The organism is Mycolicibacterium obuense (genome assembly GCF_055397605.1).
Genome location: NZ_AP043663.1, coordinates 1,668,875 through 1,682,180, shown reverse-complemented (window position 1 = coordinate 1,682,180; position 13,306 = coordinate 1,668,875). Strand labels below are relative to the sequence as shown.

At 69.1% G+C, this 13,306-nt stretch carries 11 protein-coding genes; 6 read left to right on the top strand and 5 right to left on the bottom strand.

Translation table 11 applies throughout. From position 1 onward, the window contains the following. Window positions 1-13 precede the first annotated feature (13 nt). Complete coding sequence (locus ACZ50N_RS08015; protein WP_111509713.1) at window positions 14-616, bottom strand: TetR/AcrR family transcriptional regulator C-terminal ligand-binding domain-containing protein; 603 nt, start codon at window positions 614-616, stop codon at window positions 14-16. Window positions 617-751: 135 nt separating this feature from the next. On the opposite strand from ACZ50N_RS08015, the gene ACZ50N_RS08010 reads away from it, so the two are divergent. Beyond that, window positions 752-1,831: a phosphotransferase family protein gene (locus tag ACZ50N_RS08010; protein ID WP_464475608.1), complete on the top strand. Its 1,080-nt coding sequence runs from the start codon at window positions 752-754 to the stop codon at window positions 1,829-1,831. Beyond that, on the top strand, window positions 1,831-2,946 hold the full coding sequence (locus ACZ50N_RS08005) for an Rv3169 family protein (protein ID WP_464475103.1): 1,116 nt from the start codon (window positions 1,831-1,833) through the stop codon (window positions 2,944-2,946). The genes ACZ50N_RS08010 and ACZ50N_RS08005 overlap by 1 nt, the downstream gene beginning before the upstream one ends. Window positions 2,947-2,952: 6 nt before the next feature. Here ACZ50N_RS08005 and ACZ50N_RS08000 read toward each other — a convergent pair whose 3' ends face one another. Next, window positions 2,953-4,422 carry a flavin-containing monooxygenase gene (locus ACZ50N_RS08000; protein WP_464475102.1) on the bottom strand — a complete coding sequence of 490 codons (1,470 nt, stop codon included), beginning with the start codon at window positions 4,420-4,422 and terminating at the stop codon, window positions 2,953-2,955. Window positions 4,423-4,625: 203 nt separating this feature from the next. Here ACZ50N_RS08000 and ACZ50N_RS07995 point away from each other — a divergent pair, with 203 nt between their 5' ends. The 3 genes from ACZ50N_RS07995 to ACZ50N_RS07985 are packed head-to-tail and all read left to right on the top strand — an operon-like array spanning window position 4,626 to window position 8,379. After that, on the top strand, window positions 4,626-5,822 hold the full coding sequence (locus ACZ50N_RS07995) for an acyl-CoA dehydrogenase family protein (RefSeq protein WP_046364404.1): 1,197 nt from the start codon (window positions 4,626-4,628) through the stop codon (window positions 5,820-5,822). Beyond that, complete coding sequence (locus tag ACZ50N_RS07990) at window positions 5,819-7,276, top strand: aldehyde dehydrogenase family protein (RefSeq protein WP_464475101.1); 1,458 nt, start codon at window positions 5,819-5,821, stop codon at window positions 7,274-7,276. The genes ACZ50N_RS07995 and ACZ50N_RS07990 overlap by 4 nt, the downstream gene beginning before the upstream one ends. Further along, entirely contained in the window at window positions 7,273-8,379 is a 1,107-nt protein-coding gene (locus tag ACZ50N_RS07985; protein WP_464468591.1) for a CaiB/BaiF CoA transferase family protein, read from the top strand. The genes ACZ50N_RS07990 and ACZ50N_RS07985 overlap by 4 nt, the downstream gene beginning before the upstream one ends. On the opposite strand, the gene ACZ50N_RS07980 is transcribed toward ACZ50N_RS07985, so the two are convergent. Continuing rightward, window positions 8,346-9,857 (bottom strand): PucR family transcriptional regulator, encoded by a 1,512-nt coding sequence (locus tag ACZ50N_RS07980; RefSeq protein ID WP_464475100.1) that lies wholly within the window; start codon window positions 9,855-9,857, stop codon window positions 8,346-8,348. The genes ACZ50N_RS07985 and ACZ50N_RS07980 overlap by 34 nt on opposite strands. 25 nt (window positions 9,858-9,882) lie before the next feature. Then, complete coding sequence (locus ACZ50N_RS07975) at window positions 9,883-10,872, bottom strand: TIGR03617 family F420-dependent LLM class oxidoreductase (protein ID WP_464475099.1); 990 nt, start codon at window positions 10,870-10,872, stop codon at window positions 9,883-9,885. 81 nt (window positions 10,873-10,953) lie between these two features. Between ACZ50N_RS07975 and ACZ50N_RS07970 the strand changes: the two genes are divergently transcribed. Then, window positions 10,954-12,294: a flavin monoamine oxidase family protein gene (locus tag ACZ50N_RS07970; RefSeq protein WP_464475098.1), complete on the top strand. Its 1,341-nt coding sequence runs from the start codon at window positions 10,954-10,956 to the stop codon at window positions 12,292-12,294. Here ACZ50N_RS07970 and ACZ50N_RS07965 read toward each other — a convergent pair. Then, on the bottom strand, window positions 12,270-13,235 hold the full coding sequence (locus tag ACZ50N_RS07965; protein ID WP_464475097.1) for an alpha/beta fold hydrolase: 966 nt from the start codon (window positions 13,233-13,235) through the stop codon (window positions 12,270-12,272). The genes ACZ50N_RS07970 and ACZ50N_RS07965 overlap by 25 nt on opposite strands. Between the last annotated feature and the right edge of the window lie 71 nt (window positions 13,236-13,306).

Here is a 13,306-nt window from a genome sequence, read left to right as displayed (position 1 = left end):
AGCGCCGACGCTGCTAGGTGGCCACTCCGTGCAGCAGGATCGAGGTGGTGCTGTCGACCCACGCCGGGCTCGCCAGGTAGTCGGGAGACTGCAGCATCGCCAACATCGTTGCGCCGCCGATCAGATGGACCAACCCGTCGGGGTCGACGTCCTCGCGGACCTCGCCGCGCTCCACGGCGTCGCGAAGTCGTGAGCGCACCGCGTCGAACAGATCTGTGAACCGGGCACTGACGCGGGCCAGCAGCGCCGGGTCTGCCGAGACGTCGGAGATCAGCCCGGGCAGCGCGGCCGCGACGACGGGGCTGGTGAACACGTCACGTGCGGCGGCCACCATGGCCCGCAGGTCGGCGGCGATGTCGCCGGGCGGGGTGTCGATCGCGGTCGGCGTCACGGGGAACACAGCCTCGTGGATGAGCTCTGCTTTGCTCGACCACCGTCGGTACAGCGCAGTCTTGGTGGTCCCCGCTCGCTCGGCCACGGCCGCCATCGTCACGTTCGGATAACCGATTTCGACCAGCAGGTCTGCGGTGGCCCGAAGAATCGCGGCGTCGATGCGGGGGTCGCGGGGACGTCCGGCGCTCGGGGGCTTGTCAGCCGAGGGCACGTCTGCTTTCATAACGCTACCCACCGTAACGTATTCGGGGTGCCGCGGCCTCGAATCCGCGGCGGGAAGGACATTCTCGTGCCCAACCACGCTGGCAACAACCCCGCAGTCGAAGATGTCGATCGACTCCAGCGGTCGAGCCGCGACATGGCCGACGTTCCGGCCACGCTGTCGCGGTGGTTGTCGTCGCTGATGCCGAACACCACGCCCGAGATCACCGTCGACAGCGGCATCGACGCCAACGGCATGTCCTCGGAAACCATCCTGCTGTCGGGTCGCTGGATGCAGGGCGGTACCCCTGTCGACCAGCGCTGGGTCGCACGCGTCGCACCGTCGGACGCCGACGTTCCGGTGTTCGAGCACTACCGGCTCGACCACCAGCACGAGGTCATCCGTCTGGTCGGCGAGCTGACCGACGTGCCGGTGCCCCAGGTGCGTTGGCTCGAACCGACCGGCGATGTGCTCGGCCGGCCGTTCTTCCTGATGGACCGCATCGACGGGATCGTGCCGCCGGACGTCATGCCCTACACCTTCGGGGGCAACTGGCTCTTCGACGCCGATCCCGCGCAGCAGCGCCGCCTGCAGGACGAGACCATCGCGGTACTGGCCAAGCTGCACGCGATCCCGAACGCGCAGCAGACGTTCGGCTTTCTGCAGGACGTCGATCCCCCCGGCGAGACAGCACTGCACCGGCACTTCGGCTGGCTGAAGAACTGGTATGAGTTCAGCGTGCCCGACATCGGCCGCGCACCGCTGGTCGAGCGCGCGCTGGCCTGGCTCGAGCAGAATTTCCCCGAGGATGTCGCAGTCACTGAACCCGTTCTGGTGTGGGGAGATTCGCGCATCGGCAACGTGATGTACCGCGACTTCTCCCCCGTCGCGGTCCTGGACTGGGAGATGGCCACCGTCGGGCCGCGCGAATTCGACGTGGCGTGGCTCGCCTTCGCGCACATGGTGTTCCAGGAACTCACCAAGCTGGCCGGCCTGCCCGGGATGCCGGATTTCCTGTCCGACGAGGACATCAGAGCCACCTACCAGGAGCTGACCGGCGTCGAGATCGGCGATCTGCGCTGGTTCCACGTCTACTCCGCAGTGGTGTGGTGCTGCGTGTTCATGCGCACCGGCGCGCGGCGCGTCCACTTCGGCGAGATCGAGAAGCCCACCGACGTCGAATCGCTGTTCTATCACGCGTCACTACTGAGAAAACTGTTGGGAGAGAACGCCTGATGCTCGGACCCATGGACGAATACCCGGTACACCAGGTGCCGCAGCCGATCGCGTGGCCGGGCTCCTCGGACCGCAACTTCTATGACCGGTCCTATTTCAACGCCCACGACCGCACCGGTGACATCTTCGTGATCAGCGGCATCGGCTACTACCCGAACCTCGGCGTGAAGGACGCGTTCCTCCTCGTACGGCGCGGGGACACCCAGACCGCGATCCACCTCTCCGATGCGATCGACCAGGACCGGCTCCACCAGAACGTCGGCGCCTACCGCGTCGAGGTCATCGAACCACTGCGCAAGCTACGCATCGTCTGCGACGAGACCGAGGGCATCGCCGCCGATCTCACGTGGGAAGGGCTGTTCGACGTCGTCCAGGAACAACCGCACATCATGCGGCGCGGCACCCGGGTCACCTTGGACGCGCAGCGCTTCGCCCAGCTGGGCACGTGGAGCGGGCAGCTCTCGATCGACGGCGAGGACATCACCGTCGATCCCGCACGCTGGATCGGCACCCGGGATCGCTCCTGGGGTATCCGTCCCGTCGGCGAGGCGGAGCCCGCGGGACGGCCCGACGACCCGCCGTTCGAGGGCATGTGGTGGCTCTACGTGCCGATGGCCTTCGACGACTTCGGGATCGTGATCATCATCCAGGAGGACCCGCAGGGGTTCCGCTCGGTCAACGACTGCACACGGATCTGGAAGGACGGGCGTGTCGAACAGCTCGGCTGGCCGCGGGTGAAGATCCACTACCGCTCCGGCACCCGCATCCCGACCGGCGCCACCATCGAGGCGACCGGACGTGACGGCAGCGCATTGCATTTCGACGTCGAGTCGAAGCTGCCTGTGCCGATCCACGTCGGCGGCGGCTACGGCGGAGACTCCGACTGGCTGCACGGAATGTGGAAGGGCGAACGCTTCACCGAGCGACTGACCTACGACATGACCGACCCGGCGGTCATCGGGCGGGCCGGGTTCGGAGTGATCGACCACGTCGGCCGCGCTGTGTGCCGCGACGCCGACGGCACCGAGCGCGAGGGCTGGGGCCTGTTCGAGCACGGCGCACTGGGCCGCCACGACCCGTCCGGCTTCGCCGACTGGCTCTCCGTCGCGCCCTGACAAGACTCAGGCGGGGTGCGGTTCGCGCACGGCCGCGCGGCCGAACACCATCGACTCCTCGATGCGGTCGAAGCGGTGGTCGATGACGTCGAGCACGTAGTTGTGCCGCACGTTCCACGGCCGGTGCGTGCCGGAGCGGGGCAGCGCGTGCGGTGCCCGCTTCACATAGCCGGACTCCAGATTGAACGTCGGCTTCTCGGTGATCGGGGTGTCGCCGCGGTGCGGATAGGCATGCGTGTAGCCGTGAGTTCGCATGTGCGCGATCAGCTTTGCCACGGCCTTCGCGGTCATGTCGGCCCGCAGTGTCCACGAGGCATTCGTGTAGCCGATACACCACGCCATGTTCGGCAGATCCTCGAGCAGGTACTCCTTGTAGACGAAGCGGTCCGTGGGGTCGATCTCGTCGCCGTCGACGAGCACCCGGATCCCACCGAGCGCCTGTAGCTGTAGTCCGGTCGCGGTGACGATGACGTCGGCGTCGAGGTGCCTGCCGGAGCGCAGCACGATGCCGGTCTCGTCGACGTGGTCGATGGTGTCGGTGACGACCTCGGTCTGTCCCCGGCTGATGTGCTCGAACAGGTCGTGGTCGAGCACCAGACACATCCGTTGGTCCCAGGGCTTGTATCGCGGCTTGAAGTGCACGTCGACGTCGTATCCGGGCGGAAGGGCAGCCACGGTGCGGTTACGGATCAGCCAACGTCCGAAGCGGGGGGCCTTGCGGAACATGAAGTAGGACAGCACATGGAAGGCCGAGTTCACGAAGCGCACCACCGCGTGGGAGAGCCGACGCGGGAGAACCTTGCGGATGGCGTTCACCATCGGGTCGACCCGAGCCATCGACATCATGTAGGTCGGTGAGCGCTGCAGCATCGTGACGTGAGCGGCCCGCTCGCTGAGCGCGGGAATCAAACTGATCGCGGTGGCGCCGCTGCCGATCACCACCATGCGCTTCCCGGTCGGGTCGAGGTCCTCGGGCCAGAACTGCGGGTGCACCACCTGCCCGCCGAAGGAGTCCAGACCGGCGATGTCGGGCCGGTACGGGTCGTCGTAGCTGTAGTAACCGGTGCCGCAGAACAGGAACCGGCCGCGGAACACCCGCTCCTGCCCGTTCTGCTGGGCCCGCACCGTCCAGGTGTCGCTGCCGGAATCCCACTCGGCAGACGTGACGTGGGTGTCGAACTGGATGTGCCGGTCGATGCCGTGCTTGCGCGCCGCGTCGGTCAGGTACTCCCGAATGTGTTCACCGTCGGCGACGTTCTCCCGCCGGGTCCACGGCTCCCACGGGAAGGAGAGCGTGAAGATGTCGCTGTCGGAGCGGATTCCGGGATAGCGAAACAGGTCCCATGTGCCGCCGATGCGGGAGCGCCGCTCGAGGATCGTGTACCGCACCCCGGGGTTGCGTTCGGCGATCCGGTAGGCCGCGCCGATGCCCGAGATGCCGGCACCGATGATCACGACGTCCGAGAATTCCTCCACCCGTACCTCCTGTGGTCCGCAGGCGTACCACCCACTCTAGAGACCCAGGCCACACCGTGGCGATGGATCAGCCCCAATCGTGTCGCTCCAATCTGTACATATGAGGCATCCGTGGTGTACACACCGGACATGTACCGCGGCGGCGCAGGTGTCTACCGTGGGAGCCCTGAGAACGGACAGCTCGAGAACGGACGGAGTTCGTCATGACCACCACCGCACCCGCTGCGAAGAAGAACACCTACGCGCCGCTGGAGCTGTTCGACATCGCGCGCCTGCTCGACGACGAAGAACGCGAGATCGCGGCGACCGTCCGCAAATTCGTCGACACCACGCTGCGGCCTGAGGTCGAGAACTGGTTCGAGTCCGCGACCCTGCCGAAGGAACTGGCCAAGGAGTTCGGCTCGCTGGGTTTGCTGGGCATGCATCTCGACGGGTACGGCTGCGCCGGCACGAACGCCGTCAGTTACGGGCTGGCGTGCATGGAACTCGAGGCGGGCGACAGCGGCTTCCGCAGCTTCGTCTCGGTCCAGGGCTCGCTCTCGATGTTCTCGATCCACCGCTACGGCTCCGAGGAACAGAAGGACGAGTGGCTGCCCAGGCTCGCCACCGGGGAGGCCGTCGGCTGCTTCGGCCTGACCGAACCGGACTTCGGCTCCAACCCGGCCGGCATGCGCACCCGGGCAAGGCGGGACGGGTCGGACTGGGTGCTGACCGGCACCAAGATGTGGATCACCAACGGCAACCTCGCCGACGTCGCGACCGTGTGGGCGCAGACCGATGACGGCATTCGCGGTTTCCTCGTGCCCACCGACACCCCCGGCTTCACCGCCAACGCCATCCACCGCAAGCTGTCGCTGCGTGCGTCGGTGACCTCGGAGCTGGTGCTCGACGAGGTGCGGCTGCCCGCCTCGGCGCAGCTCCCCCACGCCGACGGCCTGGGCGCGCCGCTGTCCTGCCTCAACGAAGCGCGCTTCGGCATCGTGTTCGGCTCCCTCGGGGCTGCGCGCGACTGCCTGGAAACCGCCATCGCCTACACCCAGGCCCGCGACGTGTTCGACAAGCCGCTGTCGAGCTATCAGCTGACTCAGGAGAAGCTCGCCAACATGACGGTGGAGCTCGGAAAGGGCATGCTGCTGGCCCTGCACCTGGGTCGCATCAAGGACAGCGACGGGGTCCGGCCGGAACAGATCAGCCTGGGCAAGCTCAACAACGTGCGGGAAGCGCTGGCGATCGCGCGGGAATGCCGAACGCTACTGGGCGGCAGCGGGATCACGCTGGAGTACTCCCCGCTGCGACACGCCAACAACCTCGAATCCGTCCTCACCTACGAGGGCACGTCGGAGATGCATCTGCTCTCGATCGGCAAGGCGCTGACCGGACACGCCGCGTTCAGGTCATGACCGCTGCGATCACGCACCTGATCGCCGGGCAGTGGGTGTCCGGCAACGGCGAGACCGTCGTCAGCCGCAACCCGGCCCGGCCGGACATCGTGGTGGCCGAAGGGGGTGGCGCGCTCGTCGCCGACGTCGACGCCGCGGTGACCGCTGCGAACGAGGCCGCGACAGCGTGGGCAGCGACGCCGATGCACCAGCGTGGGGCCGTCCTGCTGGCCGCCGCCGAGATCGTCGACAGTCGCGCTGCGGCGTGGGGCCTCGAGTTGGCTGCCGAAGAAGGCAAGACGAAAGCCGAGGGAATCGGCGAGGTGCGCCGGGCAGCGCAGATCCTGCGGTACTACGGCAACGAGGGCGACCGACAGGCCGGAGAGATCTATGCCTCCCCGCGCGCCGGCGAACAGATCCTGGTGACGCGCAAGCCGCTTGGCGTGGTCGCGGTGATCACCCCGTTCAACTTCCCCATCGCGATACCGGCGTGGAAGATCGCACCCGCTCTGGTGTTCGGCAACACGGTGGTGTGGAAGCCCGCCAGCACCGTGCCGCTGCTGGCGCTGCGCCTCGCCGAGGCGTTGACCACTGCGGGGTTGCCGGCCGGCGTGCTGAACCTGCTCGTCGGTGACGCCGAGGTCGGTGACGCGGTGGTGCGGCACAGCGGGATCGACGCGATCACGTTCACCGGTTCGACGGCGGTGGGGCGCCGGATCGCCGCGGCTGCGGCCGCTCGGGGGATACCGGCGCAGGCCGAGATGGGCGGCAAGAACGCCGCGGTGGTGCTCGACGACGCCGACGTCGATCTCGCGCTGGAGCAGGTGCTGCTCGGCGCGTTCCGCTCGACCGGCCAGAAATGCACCGCCACATCGCGCCTGATCGTCACCGCGGGCATCGCCGACCGATTCGTCGACGCCGTGTGCGAGCGAGCCGCGGCGCTGCGCGTCGGTGATCCCACCGACGATGCCACCGAGATGGGGCCTGTCATCAGTTCGACTGCCCAGCAGAATATTTCGGCAGGAATCGCCACAGCATCAGACCAGGGTGCCACGGTGCTGACCGGAGGCGCGCCGTACTCGGATGCCCGCGCCGACGGCTACTTCGTCGCCCCCACCGTCCTCGAGCTGGGCGCCGGCGACGCCGACGTGTGGACCGAGGAACTCTTCGGACCCGTGGTCGCCGTCAAGCGCGCCGCCGACGCCGATGAGGCGTTTGCACTGGCCAACGACAGCGAGTTCGGACTCTCTGCGGCGGTGTTCACCCAGGATCTCACCCGCGCGCTGCAGGCCGTTGAGACCATCGATGTCGGCGTGCTGCATGTGAATTCGGAGTCGGCGGGCGCCGACCCGCACGTACCGTTCGGCGGCGCGAAGAAGAGCGGGCTCGGCCCCAAGGAGCAGGGCGCGGCCGCTCGCGACTTCTTCACCCACACCACCACCGTGTACCTGCGCGGCGGCAGGCCGGTCGCGTGACGCCGGGCGCACTCGACGGCATCGTCGTCGTCGACTTCAGCCGCGTGCTGGCCGGGCCGTACGCGACGATGATGCTCGGCGACTTCGGTGCCGAGGTGATCAAGATCGAACGGCCGCAGATCGGGGACGACACCCGCCACTGGGGACCGCCGTACGACTCTGCCGGCGTCGCAACGTATTACAACGCGGTGAATCGCAACAAGCGATCGGTCACGCTGGATCTGACCGATCCCGCCGACCTGCAACGGGCCCGCGACCTGGTCAGCGGGGCCGACATCGTGGTCGAGAACTTCCGCGCAGGCACCATGGAGAAACTCGGGCTGGGCTACGACGACATCCGCGCGGTGCGACCCGACGTCATCTACTGCTCGATCACCGGTTTCGGCCGCGCGGGCGGAGCAGACCTGCCCGGTTACGACCTGCTGCTGCAGGCCGTCGGAGGACTGATGAGCGTCACCGGCACCGAGCCCGGCGACCCCACCAAGGTCGGAGTGGCGCTGGTCGATGTCCTCGCCGGCCTGCACGCGCTCAGCGGCATCCTGGCGGCCCTGGCGTACCGGGCGCGCACCGGAGAAGGCCAGCGGGTGGACACCAATCTGCTGTCGGTGCTGTTGTCGTCTCTGGTGAACCAGGCCTCGGGATACCTCGGCGCCGGAGTGGTGCCGCAGATGATGGGCAATCGCCACCCCAGCGTCGCGCCGTATCAGACATTCGAGACCGCCGACCGGCCGATCGCAGTCGCCGTCGGCAACGACAAACAGTTCCGCGCCTTGAGCGCGACGCTCGGCAGGGCGGAATGGGGCGAGGATCCGCGGTTCGCCACCAACCCGGCCCGCGTGCAGCACCGAGAGATGTTGTGCGCGTTGATCGAAGCCGAGATGCGTCGCAGCGGTGCCGACCACTGGTACACCGAACTGACCGCCGCGGGCGTGCCGGCCGGGCCCATCAACGACGTCGCCGAGGCGTTCGCCTACGCCCGCTCCCTCGGCATCGAGGCCGAGGTCACCGTGCCGGGCGGGGGCGCCCCGCAGGTCGCCAACCCGATCACGCTGTCGGCCACCCCCGTCACCTACCGCGCGGGGCCGCCCCCGCTGGGCGGCTGAGGCCGGTCGGACAGGAGCTGGCTGGCCCTGATCGCCAGCCACAGCCGGGTGCGAGTGTCGGCGTCGTCGAGGTCGTCGTCGAGGACGTCGCTGACACGGCGCAGGCGGTGACGCAGCGTGTGGCGATGCACGCCGGTGGCGGAGGCAGCGTTCTCGAGGCGGCCGTTGTGCCGCAGGTACGCCTCCAGCGTCGCCACCAGGTCTGCGCTCAACGGTGTCAAAGGTGCTGCGAGCACGGCCAATTCAGCGGTGGAGCGGCCGGCCAGGAGCACGTCGAGAGGTCCGAGCTCGGCATATTCGGCGAAGCGCACCCCGCCGGCATGGCATGCGATCCGCGCCTGCTCCAGTCCCATGGCGATGTCGCCCAGGGCGACCGGACCACTCGCCCCGCCCACCAGGTCCCGCGCCGGCCCGGACCGGATCTCGGCGATGCGTCCCCGATCCGCGGCGGGCAGCACGATCGCGAGTTCCTGACCTGTCGTCGTCACCGGGTGGGTCATCAGGTAGGGGCCGGCAGCGAGTCGCCGGCCCCAATCCCGCTGCGCGGTCAGTATCGGCCCGACGTCGGTGAGCAGCACCACGACCACCTCGTCGTGTCGCTCGAATCCGAAGTACCGCAGTACGCCGTCGTCGACAAGGCCGGAGCCGCGCAGCAGCTCGCGTGTCACGGCGCTGCGCAGCCGCTGCTCGGCCTCGACCACACCTGCCGGCTTCTCCAGTGCGATCGAGATCAACGACACGGCATGGGCCACCAGCAACCGCTCGGCGTTGGACAGCGGGGCGGCCGAGCGCACCGCCAATCGTGCCCGATGGGGTTGTGCCGCAGCGAGATTCTGCACGGTGATGAAGGCCTCGGAATCGCCGGTGACGTAGGCGCCACGCCGCACGGACGGCACGTTGTCCGTGAGCGCGGCAAGCAACCGGGTCCGTTGCGGCCCCGCGGCCGCCAGCACGCTGCGATCGGCGCCGAGCACGAGCACCGTCGCGGCCAGCCGCTCGGCCAGCGCATCGACCACCCCGGGGATGCCGCCGGTGACCGTCGCCCGCGCGAGCACCTCCTGGCCGTCGACCACCTGCTGCACCGCGCGCAGTTCGTCGTCGGCCAGCGCATCGGTGACCGTCTTGGTGATCGCGATGAAGGGCGTCGACGGCGGCACCTCGAGCACTGGCAACCCCGCCCGGTCTCCGGCGGCCAGGATGCCGGCGGGGACCTCACTCAACGTCGTTCCCGTGTCGACGGCGAGCGCGGCGCTGCCGGCCGAGACGAGCCGTGCCACGTAGGCGGCCTGCGCCGCGGTGTCGGTGCCGATGTTGATCCCGGTGGTCATCACGAGCTCGCCGCCGGACAGGTAGGGCGTCGGGTCGGCCAGCTCGATCGCGTGCGCCCAGGCGATCGGGCGATCCGCCGCGGACCCGCCCGCGACCAGACGCAGGCCCAGCCGGGCGACGCCGGCCAGTTCCCGCACGGTGATCGCCACTGCCGCGGTCTTTCCCGGCTCGAGACTACGTTCGCGCGTCTGCGGAGAGCGCGTCGACGATCTGGCTCAGAGTCTCCACCGGGATCGGGGCGGGCTGGTACAGACAGACTCGATCGGCGACGCCCGCAGTGCGGTCGCGGATGTGGGCGGCGATGTCCGCGGGCGTACCGCACGCGGCGATGGTGTGCAGTACGTCGTCGTCGATGAGCCCACCCATCTCGGCCCACCGCCCCTGCTTGGACAAGGCGTTGAGCTCGGGCTGCAAAACACCCCAGCCGTGCACCTCGAGCACGGGCCGATACGCCGGGGTGGAGCCGTAGAACGCCAGCAGCCGCCGCGCCGAGGCATGCCCGGGATCGGATTCGGCGTCGGAGACGATGACCTCCGGCACGACCGCCAGATCTTCCCGGCGCCGCCCGGCCGCGGCCAGCCCCGCGTCGACGTTGGGCAGAGTGACCTCGGTCAGGAAGCGTCGCGATCCGAACGGCATGACCAGCAGCCCGTCGGCGGTCTCGGCGACCATCCGTGTCAACCGCGGCCCCAGCGCACCCACGTAGATGGGGATCGGCGCGAAGTCGGCCGGCGGGCTGAACGTCGGCGTCATCAGCGTGTGCCGGTAGAAATCGCCGCGATGGTTCAGCCGCTCGCCGGTGCGCCACGTGTCGAAGATGGCCCGCAGTGCGCCGATCAGATCGCGCATCCGCTCGACGGGTGTGTCGAACTCGGCGCCGAACCGCTTCTCGATCTGCGTGCGGATCTGCGTACCCAGCCCCAGCGTGAACCGGCCGCCGCTGAGCAGCTGGTGGTCGACCGCCTGGTGAGCGAGGTGAATGGGATTGCGCGGGAACGCGATTGCGACGTTGGTCATCAGGTCCAGGTCGCCGACCGACGCGGCCAGCGTCAGCGGGCTGAACACATCGTGCGGCCCTTCGAAGGTGAACACCCCGCTCGCACCCGCCTCGCGCAGGGCCGCGGCCCGCTGCGCCGCACCGATCGGACTCATGAGCGCTGTCATCACCTGCACAACCGGGGACCTTAGCGCGATTTCGGCGTGCAAATCATCGCCAGGCGACGGGAAGCACGCCAGAATCGCTTCATGGCAGACGTGGTGATCGTGGGAGCGGGCTTCGCGGGGCTGTCGGCGGCGCGGGAGCTGACCCGCCTCGGCCGCGACGTCGTGGTGGTCGAGGGCCGCGACCGGGTGGGTGGTCGCTCGTACACCGGGGAGGTCGGCGGAGTCGCCGTGGACCTGGGCGCGACGTTCGTCGGGCCGACTCAGGACGCCGTGCTGGCGCTGGCCCGGGAGCTGGGCTGCGAGACCATGCCCACCTACAGCCACGGCAGGAACCTGATCCGGTGGCGGGGCCGGGTGCGCACCTATCGCAGCACCATCCCCCGCCTCTCGGTGCTCGAACTCCTCGACGTGTCCCGCATCCAGTGGCGGTTCGCACGCATCAGCAAGCAGGTGTCGGTCGCCGATCCGTGGTCGTCCCCGGTCGCCGAGGAGCTCGATGCGCTCACCCTCGACAGGTGGTTGCGGTCGATGCACGCGGGCGCCTCGACGCGCGATCTGATGGCGATCATGGCTCGGGTCACGTGGGGGTGCGAGCCGGACGCGGTGTCGATGCTGCACGCCGTGCGGTATGTGAAAGCCGCCGGCGGTCTCGACCGCATGCTCGACGTCAAGGGCGGGGCACAGCAGGATCGGTTCCTGGCCGGCACGCAGCAGATCGCTGTTCGGATGGCGGCCGAACTCGGCGAGCGGGTCGTGCTGGGTGCCCCGGTGCGCCGCATCGAGCGCCGTGACGGCGTCCTTCACGTGGTGTCCGACCGCGGCGAGTTCAGCGGCGCCGCGGTGATCGTCGCGCTACCACCCGAGCATCGCGACGCCATCGCGTTCGATCCGGCCTTGCCCGAGGGGTATGACGCGCTCGCCCGGCACTGGCCCCAGGGCCACCTCAGCAAGGCCTACGCCGCCTACGAGCGACCGTTCTGGCGCGAGAGCGGCTATTCCGGCGAAGCACTGTCCGATGAGGGCCCGGTCTTCATCACCTTCGACGTGAGCCCCGGCGATTCCGGACCCGGGGTGCTGCTGGGCTTCACCGACGCCCGCCTGTTCGATCCGCTGCCTCCCGAACAGCGCCGCGAGGCTGCGCTGTCGAATTTCGCGACGCTGTTCGGCGACGCCGCACTGCATCCCGTCGACTACCTCGACCACTGCTGGGGCGCAGAGCCTTTCGCCGCGGGCGGACCGACCGCGGCGGTGCCGCCGGGATCGTGGACGGCGCACGGCCGATTGCTGCGGACCCCGGTCGACGGGATCTTCTGGGCCGGCACGGAAACCGCCGACACATGGCCGGGGTTCCTCGACGGGGCGGTGCGCTCGGGGCAGCGGGCAGCCACCGAGGCACATCAGGAGCTGATGCGGCGCCCCTGAGTCTCGCCGCTCAGCCAACGGAGTTGCTCGTTGACGTGCGCGGGCTGCTCGAGGATCGCGCAGTGGCCCCCGGGCACCTCGACGAAGCGGGCCAGATTCGGCGCTGTCGACGCGATGCGCCGCGCGGAGACCATCGGCAGCAGGCGGTCTTTCGTGCTACCGATCACCATCGTCGGCACGGTGAGGCTCTCGAGGCTGATGTGCTGCGGCCCCATGTGGTCCACCAGGACGCGTGCCCAGCCACCGCGGCCGGCGGCCGGCGTGGTGTGGAACAACTCGAACACGAAGTCGCTGACCGCCGCCTCCGCGTCGCGGCCCACCGCGATCATCTTGACGAATCGGCGGCTGGGTCCGTCGGTCACGCGCATCAGCGGCGCTCCCCCGAAGGTCCGCAGCAGCGTGCCGCCTGCCCGCACCCGCGCTTGGGCCAGCGACGGCGGTACCGGTAACAGGTTCACGTGCCGCAGCAGGTCACCGGTCGTGGTGTTGATCAACGCTGCCGCGGCCGCGCACTCGGCGACGCGGTGCGGAAAACGCTCCGCCCAGGAGCTGATCGCGATGCCGCCCATGGAGTGCCCGGCGATCACGGCGCGCTCACCGGGGGCCAGCGTTGCGGCGAGCACCGCGTCGAGATCACCCGCGAGATGGTCCATGCTGTAGCCGCCGCGCCGCGGTGGCACCCCGCTGCGGCCGTGTCCGCGGTGGTCGTAGGCGATCACGCGGTGGTCGCGGGCCAAATCGGCGATCTGGTACGCCCACACCCGCAGGGAACAGGTGATGCCGTGGGCCAACACCACGGGGGGACCGTCCTGCGGCCCGAACACCTCGGTGTGTAGGCGCACACCATCGCGGGAGCGCACATCGACGATGCGTCCGGGCGCCAGATCGCGGGCGGGCGCGAAACACGTGCCCCGCGTGCGGCCACGACTGCGTGCTGCCATACCTGTCCCCCGGTTGCTTCGTTGCATCCGCGCAATACTGCCCTCGAAGACTGTACCGCCGGAACACCGAC

Coding starts and splice junctions, on each gene's coding strand:
- ACZ50N_RS07970 (WP_464475098.1), top strand. CDS start 10,954: ATGGCAGACGTGGTGATCGTGGGAGCGGGCTTCGCGGGGCTGTCGGCG.
- ACZ50N_RS07990 (WP_464475101.1), top strand. CDS start 5,819: ATGACCGCTGCGATCACGCACCTGATCGCCGGGCAGTGGGTGTCCGGC.
- ACZ50N_RS07995 (WP_046364404.1), top strand. CDS start 4,626: ATGACCACCACCGCACCCGCTGCGAAGAAGAACACCTACGCGCCGCTG.
- ACZ50N_RS08010 (WP_464475608.1), top strand. CDS start 752: ATGGCCGACGTTCCGGCCACGCTGTCGCGGTGGTTGTCGTCGCTGATG.
- ACZ50N_RS07975 (WP_464475099.1), bottom strand. CDS start 10,872: ATGACAGCGCTCATGAGTCCGATCGGTGCGGCGCAGCGGGCCGCGGCC.
- ACZ50N_RS08015 (WP_111509713.1), bottom strand. CDS start 616: ATGAAAGCAGACGTGCCCTCGGCTGACAAGCCCCCGAGCGCCGGACGT.
- ACZ50N_RS08005 (WP_464475103.1), top strand. CDS start 1,831: ATGCTCGGACCCATGGACGAATACCCGGTACACCAGGTGCCGCAGCCG.
- ACZ50N_RS07965 (WP_464475097.1), bottom strand. CDS start 13,235: ATGGCAGCACGCAGTCGTGGCCGCACGCGGGGCACGTGTTTCGCGCCC.